This window comes from Gammaproteobacteria bacterium, assembly GCA_035546635.1.
Lineage (GTDB): Bacteria > Pseudomonadota > Gammaproteobacteria > JAURND01 > JAURND01 > DASZWJ01.
Genome location: DASZWJ010000034.1, coordinates 1 through 19,043 on the forward strand (window position 1 = coordinate 1; position 19,043 = coordinate 19,043).

Sequence of the window (19,043 nt, forward strand, 5' to 3'; positions counted from 1 at the left end):
ACGCTGGTCAGAAAATCAATTTTGACCAAAAAGTATTTTTCAAAGTCTGAAAATGAGAGTGATTTATTAAAAATTACGGCCAATCAGGCTAATGCTTTGATTTATCAGCTGGCTTTAGCGGCATAATTGGCTAAAGTCCAGTGGTAAGGACCCTGAAGCTCGCGCCACGGGATCATATTATCCTCGTGCTTTAGGAATCAATGCAATCTCAGGTTTTTCACGCTGCCCTCAAATTAGCATTCCTTGTCAAACTGAAAATGGTATCCCCATAGGAATTTCATTATTATCGGGATATGGTTTGGATAATTTTTTACTGGCTGCAAGTAATTTTAGATATTAGGGATCAATATCTTTAAAAAGAGCGGAGAAATCTCAGCTTAACTTAAGAAATGCTATAATACTAGTATAAATCAATTTGTAAAGGGAGGAATCATTTATGGGAAAAAAACATTCACATTTGCTTAAAACAGCTATTTTTTTGGTTGGTTTGCTAGGATTGGCTCCGCTGGCTAGTGCTGCCGGTTTTTATTATGGTAAAACTTGGTATCCAAGCCAGGCAGCTTTTTGTTCCTTAGCCTGGGCTCACAATCTTCCTGTCTGTATTAATGCGGGATATAGCTATGGCCACGTAGGATATTATGGATACCCGAGTGGGAATTATTATTATAATAACTATCATTCAGGCTATTCAAACGTTTACAATTATCCAAATTACACCAAATACAATGGTCCACACGGTGGACATTATTACACTTCACCCCGCGGTAATGTTTATGCTCATCCCTACAACTATAATGCCCATCCTGGGTATGGTCATAAAAGCGTAGGTAAAACCAATATCTATTACGGCCATGGCCATGCGGTTGCACATAGATAATTTGTATCTAGTAACAAACAGCAAAAAGCCCTTCTAAGGAAGGGCTTTTTTAATTTTTGGTGTACTCAGCTTGACCTCGGCTTATCCGTATAGTTCATTATCAGCGAAGTGACGCACTAATTGGCTTTTAGTATGGAAACTGATTTTTGTTTAACAAGGCTCTACGAAAACATGAATAAAAATAGTAAAGAGACTGCCGCATAGAGGTATACTCTATTTATCCGCAACCAATTTGCCAGCCTTTGCCCAGTCTTCGCGGGCGACTTCACTAATCACCACGTCCACGCTTTCTGGAGGGCAGCTCAGGGTTTCAACAACTACTCGCGTTACTTCACGAGCAAACGCACGCTTTTGATCCAGCGTACGACCAGGATGCATTTCTAAACGTAATATAGGCATGATAGCTCCTTAATTCAGTGACACTCAGGATTGAGTGTCTGCAGTATTACTTAGATGTAAAAAGGAATAAATATGTGATAGATTGAATCATTTAAAACCTATAGGTTCTTAATCATGGGTAAATTGGCAGGCATGGAAATGTTTGTGAGGGTGGTTGAATGCGGCAGTTTCACGAAAGCTGCGGAAGTTAGCAATGTCTCATCGACCATGGTGGCTAAACATATTCGAATGATCGAAGAGCGACTCGGAGCCCGATTGCTTCATCGCACCACTCGGCGACAGCATCTCACAGAGGTAGGTCAGCTCTATTATGAACGTTGTAAGCAGGCGTTGGCTGAGGTGGCGCTGGCTGAGGCAAGCGCATCTGAGTTACAAGTTAGTCCTCGCGGGCTGGTCAGATTGGTAGCGCCGGTCGGTTTTGGCAATCAGAATCTTGTCCCAGTATTGATAGATTATTTGCTGCGCTATCCTGAGGTTAACGTTGAATTGACTTTAGATAATCGCGTACCCGATCTAATCAACGAAGGTTACGAATTAGGTATTCAAATTGGTGAAATTGACGCAACTGAACTCGTCGCCCGTCCGCTCTGTCCCTATCGCCGGATACTGGCGGCAGCGCCCAATTATCTAACCAAATATGGGCAACCAGAACATCCAGAGCAATTAAAGATGCACAGTTGCCTTGGACTTTCCTATTGGCGGCGCCACGACCGTTGGCATTTGATCGGACCCGATGCTGTGGAATATGAAGTCACAGTCAAGGGTAGATTCAGTGCAAACCAGGGGAGTGCTTTGCGTACTGCAGCCTTACTTGGAGCAGGCATTGTGCTGCAACCTGAAATGTCTTTAGTCGACGATATCGCCAGAGGTCGCCTGGTACATGTTTTGCCGGAATGGTCATTTAAGCCGACACCGATGTATTTGATCTATGCGCCGGACACCCGTCCCACGGCGAAGTTGCGTAGTATGATTGATTTTCTGGTTCAGTGTTTTGGCTTAGAAGAACTAAAACAGCAGAAATAAATGCAATTTATTTTGTGTTTGTACAGCTGATCTTCACAGTCTGTGGAGGATTTTTTCGCAGATTATCCGGTGCAATAAAATTAATCCCAAACTCAATTCCAGAAATATTTTCAGTTGTTTTTCCAGTCCAGGTAAAGGTCGCTGAAGACAGACCTTGGGTATGAAGAGGATTCCATTCATTAGGGTGCATGGAGGTGTCATTGGTTATTTCCACTGGGGAAACAAACATGGCTTGAACGTCACCGGGTATCAGGCTATCAGGATTATTTAATCCAGATCCAAAAGTGCAGGTGATATTAAATATATCTCCTTGTTTAACGATTCTATTATTAGCTGCAAAAATATATGTTGTACAAACAGTTGGTGGTTCGGATTTGTCTGCTATATCTGTACAATTGTTAATATTCACTAGCGGAATAACCTCTCCATAAGCAATGCAGACTACAGAGCTTAATGCAAAACTAATTATTATTTTTTTCATAGATAATTGCCCTTTAATTTGGAGTTGAGTCTATATGACATTGACTCTAAACTCTATGTTATATTGTTCAAAATCATTTCGTAAGTGATGAACCGAAATGTTCTATCACAAGCGTCCGCTAAAGCACTATATTCTCTCTCCCCTTGTGGCAGAGGGGATACAGAGTTTTACCAGACACGAGTGCGCCTACGCGGGAATGATAGTTTTTTATCAGCCACAGAGTTTTCGTTGCTACAGAGAATTAATTCACTAAGATTTGGAGTGCTTGAAATGACTCAAATTGGAACACCTTTATCTACCAATGCGTGTAAGGCTATGTTACTGGGAGGAGGGGAGCTTGGCAAGGAAGTGGTTATTGCCTTGCAGCGGTTTGGTGTTGAGACTATCGTGGTAGATCGTTATGCTAATTCTCCGGCAATGCAAGTGGCGCATCGTTCGCATGTCATCACCATGACTGATGCAGATGCATTATACAACGTGATTAACATCGAAAAACCGCAATGGATTATTCCAGAAATTGAAGCTGTTGCGACTGAAGTATTAATTGATGTAGAAAAGCAACGCATCGCAACGGTTATTCCTAATGCACAGGCAGTGAATTTAACTATGAATCGCGGTGGTATTCGTTGTCTGGCCGCAGAAGAGCTCAAACTACCCACCTCCAATTACCGTTTTGCCAAAAACTTACCCGAGTTAGAATCAGCTTGCGCGGCTATCGGTTATCCGTGTTTTGTGAAACCTGTCATGTCTTCATCGGGCAAAGGTCAATCACTGGTGAAGCAACAAGCAGACATTGCTACAGCATGGCAATATGCAAGCCAAGCCGGTCGGGTTAATAAATGTGAAGTCATTGTTGAGTCTAAGATTGATTTTGAAATTGAAATCACCTTATTAACGGTCAGGTCTGTCAATGCTGAAGGCAAAATAACCACGACTTTTTGTCAGCCTATTGGTCATCGCCAAGTCGCAGGAGATTATGTAGAAAGCTGGCAGCCGCAAGTCATGTCCAATTCAGCCTTGGAAAAAGCAGAGCAGATTGCGCGGGCGGTGACAGATCGCTTAGGGGGTGTGGGTATATTTGGTGTAGAATTATTTGTGCAAGGTGAAGAAGTTTGGTTTTCTGAAGTGAGTCCACGTCCTCATGACACTGGCATGGTCACCATGATTACCCAATACCAAAATGAGTTTGAATTACATGCCAGAGCTATTTTAGGCTTACCCGTGGATACCACACTCAAACAACCGGGTGCCAGCCATGTGATTTATGGCGGCAAAGATGCAGATAGTTTGTTATTCACGCATTTAGCGGAAGCCTTGGCTGTGCCAAAATCCGATTTACGCTTGTTTGGCAAACCTCGGTCTTTTGTGAAGCGGCGTATGGGAGTTGCCTTGGCCTACGCAGACGATGTCGAGACGGCTAAAAAAAATGCTGCACTTGTAGCGAATCGGATTTTAATTATGGCGGAATAAGTCAAGGAAGATCTAAACTAAACTCGAATTCATACTGCTTTCTTTTTTATCCAGGCTATCACCAGAAGGTCCTAGTGTCGTTGGATGTTTTCCAGTTTTCCCAAAAAAAGCGGATGGAGATAAAATAAATGTGCTATCCCGGAGCCCTTCAGAAACTTTTTCTAATATCTTTTGATGGACAGCAGGATCTTTAGATTCTGAAATAATATCTTTTACGGTTAATCCTTCATAAGAGGTTCCCGAGTTCCCTGCTCCTTGGGGGATTTCAAGCAGTTTATCTCTCTGCGCTTGATAGGGAAAGGCGCGTAACATAACATAGAGAAAATCCCATTTTTCATTTAATACTGCAATCGCAGAAGAGGTTAAGCCTTTGAATTTTCCTTGTTGATAAGTGTTAAATAATAAAGACAGCTGAGAGACAGAATTTATACCCATGTTTAATAATAATAGACGGAAATAATTGGCATCCGTAGATAATATGGAGATGGCTATCAGGTCACAGCCTTTAAATTTGCCGCCTGTTTGAAAAATTCGCATGGCATTTAATCTTTGCTCTAAGGTAAATGCATTAAGAATTATTTTTAAGCATCTATTTCTTTGAAGTTCTACTGTCATCGCTAAGGTAGTCATCCCGCTATATTGTCCACTTTTTAAAAAGGCATTAATTAAAGTAAAATACTCCTCTTTGTTAACAGCTTGATTTATTGCTCTTAAGCAGGCTGGTTGATTATAGGCTACTGCCATAGCTACGGGTGTTAAACCTTCATCCTTTCCTGTTGAGGGACAAATTTGCAAGAGTTCTACTCTGTTGGGAAGTGATTCAATATAATTTAAAAAAATGTCTAAAGCGCCAACGCAATTATGTTGTATCGCTATGTCAATCAGTGTATAACCAAGCTCGGGTTCAATTTCACCAGTGGAGGTCAACAAGAGGTTTTTTTGGCTCGGTGAAGCACGATTCCAGTAAGTTCCCAAAAGTCCGAGCAAGCCTTCTTGTATCATGACGACTATTGAATTAAAAGTTAGGGGTGCTTTATTGATTTCAACAAGTAATTCAGCATCAATTGTTGGAAATTCATTTAATTCTGACGGGGAAGTAGGATTAGGATTCTCTTCTGGAGAATTTTCAGATAGATTTTTTCTTTTTTTGTTCTTTTGTTCAGCCAATTTATTAATCTCTCATATTTTATTATTCTATTAGTTATAAATCCCATGGAAAAACTCATTATATCTAGAATTCGGTAAAAGACAAATCAGAAACTTTTGGTGAGATTTAGAATTAAATGATTATAGGTTGTTTTCAGGTGTGGTTAGGCAGCTATATTAAATTGAGAAATTTCCCCATTCTTTGTTATAATTTTCAAATAATCTAATTTTTTTAGCAACCGATCTGATGCATTGATTAATGACAGGAAATGGGTTAAAAAATTATGTTCAAGCTATTACTCAAATATATGATCGGCTTTATCCTCATCGGTCTGGTCTCGATTTTTATTCTTTATCTCATTTCTGCTAAATTATTTTATCTCAGTTTTGAGCAGACTACTTTGGATATGAACCAAGGTATATTCTATTCTCTACAATCAGAATTCTCTACGCATCCCGAAAATCAATGGTCGACTATTCTGACAGAATCTCAGCCTCTTGATGCAAATACAGCATCCATAAAGCCTATCTCACAATTGCATTTAAATCAAAAAGAACTCAATAAATTAATGCAAGGCGAGATTGTGATAAAGAAAAGTAGTGATATTTATTATTTTGGTTACGGGGTGGTTGAAATATTTTTATATCAACGGATCGGTCAAAGTAATCAAGCACTGGTGTTGGGCGATATCCCCTTGTCTTGGGTGGCGCAAAAAACATCAGCGTGGATGGTGTATTTTATTCGACAAGAATTGCAGCATACTCCGCGTAATCAATGGCGAAATACCTTGCAACGGCTCTCCTCCGCTTACAAGGTGCCATTATCCATTTTAGATATTAATAACTCTTGAGTACCTGCTGTTTTAAAACAATCCTCGGCGCCGAGCACTCTGGTTTTAGGAAAACCAGATCATGCAGGTAAAATAAATTTCGCCTATTTTACCATCGATCACAGTCAACAAGTTGTTCAAATCGGTCCTATTCCTTATCCTTTTTATCCGCAGTATCAACTCTATATCCTTGTGGGTATTTTTATTGTCATCGTCATTCTCGCTATTATTTTGCTAACTTATATTTTTAGCAGAAACTTGGAAAAAATCTATAAAATCACGGACAGATATAGTCATGGTGATTTTTCTGCGGCGCCTAAATTTAGTCCACATTCTACGCTCCACACTTTGTATGAAAATATTTTAGAAATGGGCAATAAAATTCAAAATTTGATGACGGTACAGCATAATTTAATCCGCTTTGTCGCACATGAAAGTAGAACGCCTATTTCTACCATGTTATTTGCTATAGAAGACTTGGAAGATGAAAAACTATCTGAAAAAATCCAAAGAAATATCCTTAGCATTAAGGAAGATTTAGTTACTTTGAATGATTTAGTTGGCGATTTTTTAAATTATGTCAAACTGAGTGATAAAGAGGTAGTTTTAAATAAACAAGTTGTGAATATTAACCAATGGTTACAAACAGCTATTCAGAAATTTGCGTTAGCCCCCAAACGAATTTTTTTGCAATCCAACATCGATCCAGATGTGACTGGTACTTTTGATTCGCTATTAATGCGTCATGCATTCAATAATTTAATTACCAATGCCATTAAGTATGCACATTCGCAAGTACAGATTACTGCGACATGCGATAGTCAGGGTTTAACTATACAAGTCGAAGATGATGGCTCCGGTATTCTGGATGCTGACAAAGAAAAAATTTTTACTCCCTTCTTTCAAACCCAAACTGCTGAACCAGGCGGGTTTGGCCTTGGACTCATGATTGCTGAAACGATTGTCAAAAAACACCAAGGAACATTATCTGTTGCTGATTCCAGATTGGGTGGAACCTGCTTTACACTGGTTTTAATCGGTATCTAAAAACATTGTCAAAGAAATGTCTACCCGTAACTATCTCGCTTTTTTTTTAAAAAAAAGGTCACAGACCTGTGGGTGCCATAGCTTTTGATAAAAACCTTAAGATAAATACCAAGGCGCAGATATCAGCACAATGCGTTTGTCACGTTGTAAATAGATGAACAGCCTTAGTCCTAAATCTCTGACATTATGTAACAATCTTGCATACCAATGCGGTTCAATTAATTGCGGAATAATGACGGCGATAACTTGATCTTTATTTGATCGACACATCTTTTTAATATATCTAATGATAGGCTGATAAATTCTACGATAAGGTGAATAAATAATTTCCAAGTTGGGTGCTTTAAGTCCAGCCGCTTTGGCAGGGATTTTAACCTTGTGAGACCAGATTTTTTTTAGTTTTTCTCCCTCTTCCTTATCAGTGCAGATATAAACAGCATTGACTTCATCTGCAATCATTAAGGCAAAACGAATGGCTTTTTCAGCCACACGATCCCAGGCAGCAATGGGCACAATGGCAATGGGTTTAGTCATTTTATCTGTTTGTAACAGCAATGATTTATCAACTTGTCTGGCTACTATGCTGTAGCGCTGATGAATAATGCTAAATAACAAAGCTAATAATGACGCAGCGACCAAGATTATCCATCCACCTTCTTTAAATTTAGCCACTATAATGATGACAAGGGCTATCGCAGTGATCAAAGCGCCGATACTGTTGATTAGCAATTTAAGCTGGGCATTCGTTGCATCTTTATGACTTAACCAATGCAGTGCCATACCTACTTGTGAAAACAGAAAGGCAGTAAAGGCACCGATTGCAAATAAGGGAATTAATTTGAGCATAATTCCATTGAATATCACCAAAAGTGCACCGGATAATAAAGCCAATACGCCAATGCCAACTGAATAAACTAAACGCCGACCCTGATCGGCGAAAAAATGCGGTAAGTACGAATCCTCAGCCAACAATCGACACACTCTGGGAAAACTTATAAAGCTTGTTTGTGCCGAATAGGTCAGAACGATAAATATACTGGCCATGCTGAGATAATATAATATGTTTTTGCCAACCACGGCGGCGTTTATTTGCGACAGAATGGTTTGATAACCGGGTTTGGTTTCATCCATAGCGACAATATGATAAGCCGGTGCTAAATATGCCAGAAGTAGCAGAAATACAGCCAGGGTGCCAATGATAATGGTCATGGTATGTTGGGCATTTTTTACCGAGGGTTTTTTGAATAAGGGTACCGCATTGCTGACCGCTTCAATGCCGGTCATTGCCGTAAGTCCATTGGCGAAAGCCCCCAGCAATAACCAAATACTCAAATTAGCCGTCACAGCAGGAGGAGGTGGCGGTGCCACAATCGGATTTGGCAAGCCTGCACTATGCCAGGTTTTAACTAATCCAATGATGAAGGTCACCGACATAAAGACAATAAATGCGAAAGTAGGAATAGCCAACACCAGGCCGCTCTGACGAACACCTCTTAAGTTAAGTAGCGTTAAAATCAGTAGTACTGCTAAACACAGGATTAACCGATAAGCACCTAGCTCTGGAAATGCAGAAACAACAGCCCCAACACCTGCAGAAATACCCACAGCGACATTCAACCAATAGTCCAACAGCAAAGCGATAGCAGCCCATACACCTGCTCTTTTACCTAAATTCGCACTTGCCACAGTATAGGCGCTTCCGCCAGTAGGGTAGGCGGCAATGGTTTGTTGATAAGAAAGATATAGGGTAAAAAGGACAATAATGACCCCCACCATAATGAGACTAAAATAGTGTAACCCAGCCAGACCTAGGGGTAATAAAATAGCCAGTGCAGCCTCGGGTCCATAGGCTGTTGATGAAAGAGTATCTAAACCCAGCGCTGGCACACCGCTAAATAGGGTGAGACTTTCTTTGGCTTGTTCTTTAGTTGCTAAAGGTTTGCCAATAAGTTTGTCAAATAATGACATGATTCATCCTTGTGGAATCTAAGTATTTGAGTCAATCCTTCTAAACTAATCCTATTAAGAATTAGTTTTTCTTTATTTACTAGGCATTATTTTAGGGAAGCATAACAGTTTAGTTTTATCTTGTAGCCCTTGCAATAGCTTTTTGAGACGCATGGATCACCGGATGCGAGCTTGTAAATTATTCCCATGTCGAGTTTCTTCGATATGTCTCAAATCATCATAATGAACATTTACGGTATTGTTTAATGTTGGGTTATATCGTATTTTTCAGAATCAATATTTTTTGAAGATTTTCCTCATATTGTTTCCGAATATCTAATTTGTTGATAACGAGAAAGACAGGAATATGCTATATGACAGGATCTAATATTCATAAACCTCATGATAAACTTTTTAAGCTCGCTTTAGAGGAGATTGCAGTAGCTAAAGAGTTTTTTAATGCACATTTGCCTAAGCATATACTTGAAAAAATGGATTTAACCACATTAAAGTTGGAAAATGACACTTTTATTGATCCTACATTTAAGGAGACAGAAGCTGATCTGGTTTATTCTTCCAGATTGGAAAATTCAACTGCTTATTTATACGTATTAATCGAACAGCAAAGCTCTGTAGATCCTATGATGGCATTTCGGTTGTTAGTATATATGATTCGCATTATTGAATTGCATCTGAAACAAAACCCCGGAAGTAAAAAGTTACCCTTAGTCATACCTATGGTCATTTATGCAGGTGATGATTTTTGGAATGCCCCCTTAGAAATTTTTCCCTTGTTTGGTGAATGTGAAGCATTGGCGCGGGAAATTTTTCTAAAACCCTACCAGCTTATTGAGGTTAATCGTATTAGTGACGAAGTGTTGCGAGAGCAATTACTCTCAGGTCTGGTCGCTTTTACACTAAAATATCGGAAAATAGTAGATTTTAAGCAGTTTTTAGAGACCCTTATGCCATGGATTCAGGAGGTTGAGATCCAGGGTGGGCACGGTGTCTCTTTAAATAGAACCGTGCTAAAATACGTCATTGCTCGCATTCAGTGTGGCGATAAAGACTTATTAATTCAAAAGGCTCGGCAACATCTAACCCCAGACTTACAAGGTGAAGTTATGACTATAGCTCAACAGTGGAAAGATGAAGGAATACAGCAAGGAGTACAGCAAGGAGTACAACAAGGAGTGCAGCTTGGTGAAGCGGCAATGCTTACCCGCCAGATCCGTCGTCGATTCGGTAATATTCCTAAAATTATCACACAACGCATTACTAAAGCCGACCCTGAAACCCTACTGCTTTGGAGCGACAAAGTACTAGATGCCACTAATCTGGATGAAATTTTTACTGAAAATATTGAAGAATCATGATTTAGTAAGAAAAAAGTTCTTTAAAATAATTCCTGCTGAATTACCATAATAATTAAATTTCAAGCGTTTCGAGTATATTCAGTACGTAACTTGAAATAGCACAAAACAGTCAAATTTTTTCAACCGACTGCAGGTGGCTCGCCCGCAAAATTAAAAGCAGGTGAGCGCCTAGGGTATATCTCAAGCAATACGACCACCACCATAATTCCCTGGCGAGTTGCCTTCTCCAAATGTAACGACTCGACTAAATAATGGGGGATGCTGGTGAGTTTATTATTAACAAAATAGAGAGCGCCTCCTGGTAAAGCATAGTATTTTAATGCATTGTCCATATGACGAAACCAGCACAATCCTTTTTTAAGGTGGCCTATCATTTGAAGGTAAAATCATATTTATTTTGGCATAGATGTTGGAGATACGGCTGGAGTTTGAGTAGAGATAAAAGTTTCCACCTGTTTCTTCTGAGTATTTCTGGTATTGAAATTGCTATAGAGATTATTGCCTGGAAGAGAAGCAGATTTTGCATCTTTTTTTAGCTTGATATCCGTGGTCGGTGAGTTAAAATCGAGTGGGTCTTTGTCACCAATGGAGGTCAAAGTTCTTTCTCCAGGTGGGGGAGGTGAATGTTTGGAGCTGTCTGGAAATTGTTGGTTAAGTAATTCTTTCAGCAATTTCACGCCAGCAGTGATTTCATGATTGTTAAAGGCATCCCAAATTTTAGCAGCTGCTTCAGACAAAAGTATGCGAGTAATTAATTGAAAATATTTACTATCTTGTGGGTTTTCTTTGAAATAGCTCTGTAAAATAGTCGTCATCTGATTCGCGTAAGTATATATATCTTCACTCACATCTTCGTATGCAATCATCCCAAGGTCATTAACATGGTGCGGCAGTTTTTGCTTTACGGCTAATAATCCTGCACAAAAAGACAGGATTAGGTTTCTTACTGCAGCATGAGTGAAGTGGCCTTCTTTAATCATTTTTTTCATACCAAAAAAAGCATGTTGATAGCTCTCCGACATTTCAATTGCAAGTGCATTACGAAAATAATTTATCATTTCTCTTTGAAAATCTTCAGGTGATAAATGCACTTTTTGTCCAGTCAGAGTGAAAAAATATCCGGTCACCTCCATTTTGTTCTCATGTCTTACCAGGTATTTTGCTAAACGTGGGATAAAATTTGCTATATTATTCGCATACAAGGGATTGTGTAATTGTGCAGAAAATATTCCATTTAGAATATTTGCGCTTAATTCCATCAGATTAGATTCTTCAGGGAAAAAATAAATTTCTTTCTGGCCATAATCATCTTCCTTGCTCGTAAAATTGGTATGGTGGTTGGTGGCATCAAATGGATCAAAGTTGGGGGTATAACCTGCTTCTCTAACCACAAGGTCAATTTTTTTACAGTTTGTATCATTGCTGACAAAATTACAATATTGAGGAATATTGGGATTGGGTATGAAATCAGTTGAAACTTTTTTAAAGCTAAAATCCCGAGTTGATAGAGGCACTTTTTTTAATAAGCCATCAATGCTTAACCCTGGCGGCAGTTCAACAACAATATCAATATCTTTGGCTTTTAATTTTTTTCCTGTCAAAAGATAGGTGCAGCATTTGGCATCAAAACTGCCGTGTAAATACATAGTAGCTCCTAGTTTTTCCAGTTCGGCTTTCAATATAATTAATTCAGCAAATGCTCGTCGTACTTTTGGCGTGGCTATGTCGCTTAAATCTGTTAGAGAAAAACGCTTGGGAATTAGATTTTTGTCAAAGCTGTTAAATTTTTTATCAAGTAGATTGATTTCGTCATGTAGTGGTTGAAAGTTTTGAGATAAGGTTTGTGTAGTCTGTTTTATGTCTCTACTTAAATCGGCCAATTCTTCTTTGGTGTTGTTTAATTCTTGTCTGACAGACTGCAATGCTGACACTATAGACAAATTTTGCATTGCGGTTTCTCGGAGGTTTAAATTTTTCCTAGTTGGAATTTGCTGTTCGTCGTCTTTGGGTTTCTTAATGTCAGATAGTTGAAGAGGATTGGGTTCGCAACTTGGTGGTGGAATATCGGTAGTGTTTGTCTGAGTGCTGAAAGCAGACAGTAACGAATTGGTAGTTGATTCGATAGTTGACTCTCCAGAGGTTTGTTCTGCGATGATACTTTCGTCCAAATTTTTTGTTTGGGGATATAATTCTGCCCTAATTTCTGGAGGTTCGATTTGTTGAGGTAATGGTGCTTTAGTAAAACCTTTCTTATCTTGTGTGAGTGTTTTGTTTGATTGAGACGTTGGGTTAATTTCATCAAAAAAATGTACACCTTCTAATGCGTCCAATGGATCACGATGCTTTTTAGGAGCGGCAGTCTTTTTGATTTGCTTTTTTACCTGATTTTCTTGTTTTTTGGGTGATGATATTTTCTGATCTCGTACAAATTTTGTTTGTTTTTTTTGAGTTGTCGGATCGGGTTCATGAAAAAAACATAAACCAGTTAATGTTTGAGTGTCAGTATAATTTCTATGACTAGATTTATTCTTGTGCTTTTTTCGCGCTATATTATCTTTTCTCTGAGTCCTATTCCATCCAGCTTCATTTGGCCGAAAGTTGTGAGAGATGACAGACTCTGACGGTAAGGGAATAACCTCGCTTTTTTTGGGGTTCTGGGGGGATAGGGGAGGTATTGTTGTTGTTCTGGGTTCTTTCTTCTCTTCTTGAGCCAGGTTATTGGGTAAGGGCGATGCGAAAATAGAATCTCCAGATTGGGCCTGAACATCTTCTGATATTTTTGGCACAGTATGCATATTCGGTAAAGAAGTTCCCTTGGGAGTGCTTGGAACAGCTGTTATATTAGGGGAGGGTGTTACTGCTTCTTTCTCTATAGTCTGCTTTGTTGATGAGGATGGTGCAGGGACAAGATCATTTTCTTTAGTTGAAGTAGATTTGTCAGATGAAGAGTTCTGGTTCTCGCCTGAAGGATTTTTACTCTTTTGACTCGCATTTTCTGTATCTTTTTTTGTTAATGGTGATGCGGAGGGTTTTTGTATAGATGTCGTTCCTTCTGGCGATATTGACTGTATACGGTCTTTTTTTTCTTGGACTGTTCTGAGCGTTACACGGCCGCCTGGTATCTCTTTTCTCTTGATTGTACGCACTTGATGATTTAATTCTTCAAAACGATCTTCTAACTCAGTTAATTTATTCCAGATATCTGTTCTCTTGCGACGATTTTTTAGTAGCAGAAATGAAGTAGAGCCTGCTCCGCCAGCGAACAATGTTGAGAGAGTGGCTAGTATGACTTTATTGTTAAAATCTTCTGGATACCCGACTGATGCATAACTTCCCAATGTAAATATAGACAAAGCAGAAGTCACTAATTTATCTATCCAGGTACCACTTAAGGATTTAAATTCATATAATAAATCCTCCCTTTGTTTCAAAATGATATCTAAATTTCTAAGAATGGCAGGCTCGTTGATTCTGTTCTCAAGTGCAATGCGATCGATCTCGTTAATTTCCTTTGCAGAGGTCTGCATTTTCTTTCTATTAAGCCAGTAAGAAAAACCGGTCAAGCCAACACCTCCTAATAGGAGTATATTGGACATCATCCTATGATAATCATCAGGAATAAGGTCTTCATAAGTATTAATATTCAAAATAACAGTAGATAGGAAAGCAAGAAGACCTAAGTGCGTAATCTCATCCGTCTCCTCATCATAATATTTGTTTTTTGCATCGATTAATTTTTCTTCTTTAGAAGATTGTGAAATTTGGTTTCTCTGTTTCATAAAGAAATATACCTAATTTGGATGAGTTTAATATTCTTTGGGTTCTTAATGATGACTGATGCGAAAAAAATTATTACACTTAGTTCTTAAGAGAACATTAATAGTAACTAGGTAGATGGGTTATCCCTCTGTGCTGGACAAAAAATACTGCCATTCCTGCGTAGGCAGGAATCCATTTGCGATATAGCACAGTGCCATAGTTTGGATAGATTCCCGCTAGCGCGCATTAGTGTCCTGGGAAATAGTCACTTTTGGGTGGCACCCACCTTCTCCCCTTGTGGGAGAAGGTGCCCGAAGGGCGGATGAGGGGTAAGTTGCAGTTGGCTTTGAGTTGAGTAGCTGTGCCCAGTTCACCCCTCATCCGCCCTAACGGGCACCTCCTTCACCCACAAGGGGAGAAGGAGGTGCTACTAACCAAAAAAAATTATTCCCCGGACCTAGTGCGCCTGCGCGGGAAAGACAGTGCTTGTGGCAGGAGTGTTTTTTTGTCTAGTACTGAGTGAGTTATCCCTCAGCACTAGACAATTTTTTGATTTAGATGGAATAAAGCATAAATGCAGCCTTGTCAAGATCTTGGCTTTTTTGGAAGTGGTTGTCGTATTTAAGCAGGTCTGTTAGCTACTAGGATCTGTCGTTAATTAGCTCAACTAAGTTATTTCCCTTCAAATCGGAAAGTCTGTAGCTTAATATAGCTGTTATTAAGCAGATGACAGCTCATTCTAGAGTGGATTTTTTCTTCAGCGCACTAATCAAAAATTTATTTACAGGAAAAACAATATGCAAAAACTGACAGGTCGTTGCTTATGCGAGGCAATTGCTTATGAAATTACTGGCCAGTTAGGTCCAGTTTATAATTGCCACTGTTCTAAATGTCGGCGTTGGCATGGAGCAGCATTTCGTACCCGTGCTTCAGTCAAACAAAGCCAGTTTCGCTGGGTTAAGGGTGAGGAATATTTATCTCGATATAAATCTTCTGAAAAATCGACTAAAACTTTTTGTTCAATTTGTGGTTCATCTTTGGCAAGTTATTATAAAGATTATCCTGATGTCGTGGGTTTGCCTTTAGGTGGATTAGAGCAAGACCCCGGAGTTCGTCCAGAGGCCAACGTTTTTGTAGATTTTAAAGCACCTTGGTACAGTATCTGTGACGGTTTGCCGCAGTATGCAACATGGCCGGAATCGGAAGATAAAGTTCGAGAAACTCGGGAATAATTACTAGCAATTTGTGCTCATTTCATATTTACATATAAGTTTAATAAATTAAATAGTTCTTCTTTACTCTCCATTGCAACCAGTTCTTGCCATTTTATTAAGGTTAATAAATTAACAAATTTTTTCAGAGTCGTTTTTATAATGCTGGACAATTCTGAAGTTAATGTGATTTCATTAATTTCTATGCCATACAAAACCGTGACTTCTGGTAAGATTCCTAGGGTTTTGCCTAAATTTAAACTTTCACTAATGCCTAGCCCATGAGTCGAAAATGCTGGGTTGAGGTTGAAAATAGCCTCGCTTGAAAATACCTGCAGGGTACCTAAAGTTGTTTCACTCTTAATCGCATCAATGAGTATGGCAATTTTTGCTTGATTCAATTGATGTAATAGTCGCAAAGCGGGGCGATCGCAGGTTTCTAAGCGCATCACCTGCGGGATTAATTGTGAGATAGCGGGTTGTTGTTTTAGCATTTCAATGGCTTCCCAACCTAATCGATCATCCCCAAAAGGCGAGCCAATGCCGAATATGCAAACGGGAGTCATAACCGTTTTACGCGTAAATCTAAAAAATGCGTCGAGCAAGAAATGCAAGGATCATAATTTCTGATTAGCATTTCACTAAAAGAGCGTAATTCAGCTGCTGATTTTTCTAAGCCATAATTTTCCAGTGTATACTGTAAATCCTGCTCAATTCTCGCTTGGTTTTGGCTGGTGGGTGGAACGATGCGTGCTTTTTGTACTATACCATTTTCATCGAAGGCATAAGAGTGCCACAGCATGCCCCTAGGTGCTTCAGTGCAACCAAAACCGATGCCCGCTTGTGGCAAAACCTCGGTCTTAGACAGTGTGGGGTAGTCATAATTTTCTAATAAGCGTTTAGCTTCTAGCAGGCAATAATAAATTTCTATACTACGCGCTAAGATACTATGGCACATATTGTAGCTTGGAAATTGAATATTTAATGTGCGCAATAAATCGATAACTTCTTCAGGTAGGCGATCATAATTATTATTTAAGCGGGCTAAAGGACCAACTAAATAAGTTTCGTCTTGTAGTTTGCAATGTAAAGCATTTGAATAAGGCACCTGAAGCTCCTGAAAGTAATCAGCAAAATCTTCAATAGAGATATTCATACCCTTATTAGAAATAATTTGCCCTTCATTCATAGGATATTCAGTGGGATGTCTTAAAGAGACACAAGTGAATTCATGCGCAATATCAGGAAAACTTATACTGTCAACCCAATGGATGAGTTGACGTGCTGATTCGAGAGATTCTGCAACTTGCTGTAATAATTTTTGGCAGGAAGCGACACTGGGTGCATGATAAAAGCCACCGACACAAGCGCCAACGGGATGGACCGAGCGCGCTCCCAGTAATGAAATGATGGCATTGCCCATGTGCTGCAATTGTAAACCGCGTTTAATTTCATTGGGGTAATCTTTAGCCATATCCAGCGCAGAGGAATAACCGAAAAAATCGGGGATAGCCAAAAAATGGATATGCATACTGTGACTTTCTAGCCATTCTCCACAGTAGAATAAGCGGCGCATAGCGCGTACCCAAGCATCAGGATGAATATCAAAGCAGCTTTCAATAGCATGTACAGCAGACATTTGATAAGCAACGGGACAAATTCCACAAATTCGTGCTACAAAATCTAGGACATCACTAAAAGGTCTTTTTTCCAGAAATTTTTCGAATAAACGTGGTGGTTCATAAATTCGTAATTTCAATGAAGAGATTTTTCCATCAGTGATTTGCAATTCCAATGCGCCTTCACCTTCGACTCTGGCTAAGACGGGTACCTCTATCGTTACATTATTTTTGCGCATAGGTTTACTCTCTGATGATCCTTATGCCTTTAAAATAATCTCCTGCTTGGTGGAAAGCTGGAGATTGGTTATTGATGTGGTGAAATTTTTGTGCAATTTCACCATCAGTAAAACCTAATTGTTCAAACCATTGACCTAAAGAGCGCGGATTCGGATTTTCGCTAGGACCGTAACAGGCATAACAATCACGATTCGTGCCTGGGCATAAGGCACCGCAACCGGTTTGGGTAACCGGACCCATGCAGGGTTTACCTTGAGAAACCAGCACACAAACAAGCCCAAGTCTTTTGCATTCCATGCAGACTGAACCACGTTTTACCCGAGGTTTCGCAGCGAATAGTAAGGATTTAATTGCAGAAAATACTTGTTCAGTATTCACAGGGCATCCCCATAATTCCAAGTCAACATGCACATGCTGAGCAATGGGAGTAGAGGTTGCTAAACTATCAATATATTGAGGCGAAGCATAAATATTAGCAACCCAATCGGGATAATTAGCGAAGTTTCTTAAAGCTTGAATGCCGCCAGCGGTGGCGCAAGCGCCAATGGTAATTAAATAGCGGGTATTTTCACGGATGGTTTTGATGCGCTGTATTTCTTCCGGTGTTGAAACGCTGCCTTCTACAAAGGCAATATCGACTGTTGCAGTGGGATTAATGATGCCGGCTTCTACAAAATGTACGATTTCAGCTTGTTGCGATAACTCTAACAACAGATTGCCGGCATTTAAAAACGCTAACTGACAGCCGTCGCAGGAGGTAAATTTATGCACTGCTAGTTTCATATTAAAATCCATTTACAGTTAACAAGTCTTTAATTTGTGCATAATTCAATACCGGACCATCTTTACAAATAAATAATCCACCATATTGACAATGTCCGCATTGGCCTATGGCACATTCCATATTGCGTTCCATACTTAAATAAATGCATTCCTCAGAAATCTGTTTTTTCAAAAAAGCTTTTGCCGCAGTTTCCATCATGATTTCAGGACCGCAGATCATGACCAGGGTATCTTCTGGATTGCATGATAAGGAATCAATCATGTCAGTGACACGACCTGTCTGAAAAGGCCATGTGCTATCCGCTTGATCGGCTGAAATATGAATTTCAGTTTTGGGTAGCAGGTACCATTCTTTGTAACGTTGTGCGAAGATAAAATCACTGCTATGTTTAATGCCTTGCAGAATTTTTAAACTTTTGTATTGAGATAAACGTTTAATAATATAATTAATCATTCCCATCACTGGGGCGCATCCCAACCCGCCGGTCACGATAATGATCTCTTTGTTAATGGCCAATTCTAGTGGCCAACCACGTCCGTAAGGTCCGCGAATGCCAATAGTTTCTCCTACATTTAATTGCGCTAAGGCGTTGGTCACTCGACCTATGGCTCGTATAGTGTGCGTCAGTTCTCCTTGCATTTCAGGGTCGGAAACTATGGAGATAGCGACTTCGCCTACGCCAAATAAATACAGCATATTAAACTGACCCGGTTTAAAACGATAACGTTTGTGCTGTTCGGCATCATTAAAACGCAGTTGTAAAGTAAATATCGTTGGTGACTCCTGCGTGCGCCCCACAATTTCTGCTGCATAGGGTAAATAAGCATCATGCAT

At 39.6% G+C, this 19,043-nt stretch carries 17 protein-coding genes; 7 read left to right on the forward strand and 10 right to left on the reverse strand.

What is annotated here, in order from left to right; translation table 11 throughout:
• Positions 1 to 436: 436 nt before the first annotated feature.
• Positions 437 to 877, forward strand: a complete 441-nt coding sequence (locus VHE99_09385; protein HVV69223.1) for a hypothetical protein — start codon at positions 437 to 439, stop codon at positions 875 to 877.
• 213 nt (positions 878 to 1,090) lie between these two features.
• Here VHE99_09385 and VHE99_09390 read toward each other — a convergent pair whose 3' ends face one another.
• The gene (locus VHE99_09390) at positions 1,091 to 1,276 is read right to left on the reverse strand and encodes a 4-oxalocrotonate tautomerase (GenBank protein HVV69224.1); all 186 of its coding nucleotides are present in this window, start codon (positions 1,274 to 1,276) and stop codon (positions 1,091 to 1,093) included.
• Between the two features lie 114 nt (positions 1,277 to 1,390).
• Here VHE99_09390 and VHE99_09395 point away from each other — a divergent pair, with 114 nt between their 5' ends.
• Positions 1,391 to 2,299: a LysR family transcriptional regulator gene (locus tag VHE99_09395; protein HVV69225.1), complete on the forward strand. Its 909-nt coding sequence runs from the start codon at positions 1,391 to 1,393 to the stop codon at positions 2,297 to 2,299.
• Between the two features lie 7 nt (positions 2,300 to 2,306).
• Here the strand turns inward: VHE99_09395 and VHE99_09400 are convergent, their stop codons facing one another.
• Entirely contained in the window at positions 2,307 to 2,780 is a 474-nt protein-coding gene (locus tag VHE99_09400; GenBank protein ID HVV69226.1) for a hypothetical protein, read from the reverse strand.
• A 270-nt stretch (positions 2,781 to 3,050) separates the two neighbouring features.
• On the opposite strand from VHE99_09400, the gene purT reads away from it, so the two are divergent.
• Positions 3,051 to 4,250: a formate-dependent phosphoribosylglycinamide formyltransferase gene (purT, locus tag VHE99_09405; protein HVV69227.1), complete on the forward strand. Its 1,200-nt coding sequence runs from the start codon at positions 3,051 to 3,053 to the stop codon at positions 4,248 to 4,250.
• Positions 4,251 to 4,262: 12 nt separating this feature from the next.
• Here the strand turns inward: purT and VHE99_09410 are convergent, their stop codons facing one another.
• Positions 4,263 to 5,417 (reverse strand): hypothetical protein, encoded by a 1,155-nt coding sequence (locus VHE99_09410; protein ID HVV69228.1) that lies wholly within the window; start codon positions 5,415 to 5,417, stop codon positions 4,263 to 4,265.
• A 263-nt stretch (positions 5,418 to 5,680) separates the two neighbouring features.
• Between VHE99_09410 and VHE99_09415 the strand changes: the two genes are divergently transcribed.
• Complete coding sequence (locus VHE99_09415) at positions 5,681 to 6,247, forward strand: hypothetical protein (GenBank protein HVV69229.1); 567 nt, start codon at positions 5,681 to 5,683, stop codon at positions 6,245 to 6,247.
• 237 nt (positions 6,248 to 6,484) lie between these two features.
• Positions 6,485 to 7,273 carry an ATP-binding protein gene (locus VHE99_09420; GenBank protein ID HVV69230.1) on the forward strand — a complete coding sequence of 263 codons (789 nt, stop codon included), beginning with the start codon at positions 6,485 to 6,487 and terminating at the stop codon, positions 7,271 to 7,273.
• Positions 7,274 to 7,369: 96 nt separating this feature from the next.
• Here the strand turns inward: VHE99_09420 and VHE99_09425 are convergent, their stop codons facing one another.
• Positions 7,370 to 9,241 (reverse strand): APC family permease, encoded by a 1,872-nt coding sequence (locus VHE99_09425; protein HVV69231.1) that lies wholly within the window; start codon positions 9,239 to 9,241, stop codon positions 7,370 to 7,372.
• Between the two features lie 353 nt (positions 9,242 to 9,594).
• Between VHE99_09425 and VHE99_09430 the strand changes: the two genes are divergently transcribed.
• Complete coding sequence (locus tag VHE99_09430; GenBank protein HVV69232.1) at positions 9,595 to 10,596, forward strand: Rpn family recombination-promoting nuclease/putative transposase; 1,002 nt, start codon at positions 9,595 to 9,597, stop codon at positions 10,594 to 10,596.
• A gap of 119 nt (positions 10,597 to 10,715) precedes the next feature.
• On the opposite strand, the gene VHE99_09435 is transcribed toward VHE99_09430, so the two are convergent.
• Together VHE99_09435 and VHE99_09440 are read right to left on the reverse strand one after the other, a co-directional pair.
• Positions 10,716 to 10,928, reverse strand: a complete 213-nt coding sequence (locus tag VHE99_09435; GenBank protein ID HVV69233.1) for a hypothetical protein — start codon at positions 10,926 to 10,928, stop codon at positions 10,716 to 10,718.
• A gap of 60 nt (positions 10,929 to 10,988) precedes the next feature.
• Positions 10,989 to 14,375 (reverse strand): hypothetical protein, encoded by a 3,387-nt coding sequence (locus VHE99_09440; protein ID HVV69234.1) that lies wholly within the window; start codon positions 14,373 to 14,375, stop codon positions 10,989 to 10,991.
• A gap of 777 nt (positions 14,376 to 15,152) precedes the next feature.
• Here VHE99_09440 and VHE99_09445 point away from each other — a divergent pair.
• Positions 15,153 to 15,587 carry a GFA family protein gene (locus VHE99_09445; protein HVV69235.1) on the forward strand — a complete coding sequence of 145 codons (435 nt, stop codon included), beginning with the start codon at positions 15,153 to 15,155 and terminating at the stop codon, positions 15,585 to 15,587.
• Positions 15,588 to 15,604: 17 nt separating this feature from the next.
• Here the strand turns inward: VHE99_09445 and VHE99_09450 are convergent, their stop codons facing one another.
• Genes VHE99_09450 through VHE99_09465 form a run of 4 tightly spaced genes read right to left on the reverse strand, consistent with a single transcriptional unit; the run spans position 15,605 to position 19,043 of the window.
• The gene (locus VHE99_09450) at positions 15,605 to 16,132 is read right to left on the reverse strand and encodes a hydrogenase maturation protease (GenBank protein ID HVV69236.1); all 528 of its coding nucleotides are present in this window, start codon (positions 16,130 to 16,132) and stop codon (positions 15,605 to 15,607) included.
• Positions 16,129 to 17,424 (reverse strand): Ni/Fe hydrogenase subunit alpha, encoded by a 1,296-nt coding sequence (locus VHE99_09455; protein HVV69237.1) that lies wholly within the window; start codon positions 17,422 to 17,424, stop codon positions 16,129 to 16,131. Before VHE99_09455 ends, VHE99_09450 begins: the two co-directional genes overlap by 4 nt.
• Before the next feature lie 4 nt (positions 17,425 to 17,428).
• Positions 17,429 to 18,208, reverse strand: coding sequence for a sulfhydrogenase subunit delta (locus tag VHE99_09460; protein HVV69238.1), 780 nt, complete (start codon positions 18,206 to 18,208; stop codon positions 17,429 to 17,431).
• Between the two features lies 1 nt (position 18,209).
• A complete protein-coding gene (locus VHE99_09465; GenBank protein HVV69239.1) occupies positions 18,210 to 19,043 on the reverse strand; it encodes an FAD/NAD(P)-binding protein in 834 nt (277 codons plus the stop codon).

What these genes read in the sequence shown, in the direction of transcription:
- VHE99_09385 (HVV69223.1), top strand. Translation starts at nt 437, where the DNA reads ATGGGAAAAAAACATTCACATTTGCTTAAAACAGCTATTTTTTTGGTT.
- VHE99_09390 (HVV69224.1), bottom strand. Translation starts at nt 1,276, where the DNA reads ATGCCTATATTACGTTTAGAAATGCATCCTGGTCGTACGCTGGATCAA.
- VHE99_09395 (HVV69225.1), top strand. Translation starts at nt 1,391, where the DNA reads ATGGGTAAATTGGCAGGCATGGAAATGTTTGTGAGGGTGGTTGAATGC.
- VHE99_09400 (HVV69226.1), bottom strand. Translation starts at nt 2,780, where the DNA reads ATGAAAAAAATAATAATTAGTTTTGCATTAAGCTCTGTAGTCTGCATT.
- purT (HVV69227.1), top strand. Translation starts at nt 3,051, where the DNA reads ATGACTCAAATTGGAACACCTTTATCTACCAATGCGTGTAAGGCTATG.
- VHE99_09415 (HVV69229.1), top strand. Translation starts at nt 5,681, where the DNA reads ATGTTCAAGCTATTACTCAAATATATGATCGGCTTTATCCTCATCGGT.
- VHE99_09425 (HVV69231.1), bottom strand. Translation starts at nt 9,241, where the DNA reads ATGTCATTATTTGACAAACTTATTGGCAAACCTTTAGCAACTAAAGAA.
- VHE99_09430 (HVV69232.1), top strand. Translation starts at nt 9,595, where the DNA reads ATGACAGGATCTAATATTCATAAACCTCATGATAAACTTTTTAAGCTC.
- VHE99_09435 (HVV69233.1), bottom strand. Translation starts at nt 10,928, where the DNA reads ATGGACAATGCATTAAAATACTATGCTTTACCAGGAGGCGCTCTCTAT.
- VHE99_09440 (HVV69234.1), bottom strand. Translation starts at nt 14,375, where the DNA reads ATGAAACAGAGAAACCAAATTTCACAATCTTCTAAAGAAGAAAAATTA.
- VHE99_09445 (HVV69235.1), top strand. Translation starts at nt 15,153, where the DNA reads ATGCAAAAACTGACAGGTCGTTGCTTATGCGAGGCAATTGCTTATGAA.
- VHE99_09450 (HVV69236.1), bottom strand. Translation starts at nt 16,132, where the DNA reads ATGACTCCCGTTTGCATATTCGGCATTGGCTCGCCTTTTGGGGATGAT.
- VHE99_09455 (HVV69237.1), bottom strand. Translation starts at nt 17,424, where the DNA reads ATGCGCAAAAATAATGTAACGATAGAGGTACCCGTCTTAGCCAGAGTC.
- VHE99_09460 (HVV69238.1), bottom strand. Translation starts at nt 18,208, where the DNA reads ATGAAACTAGCAGTGCATAAATTTACCTCCTGCGACGGCTGTCAGTTA.
- VHE99_09465 (HVV69239.1), bottom strand. Translation starts at nt 19,043, where the DNA reads ATGCATGATGCTTATTTACCCTATGCAGCAGAAATTGTGGGGCGCACG.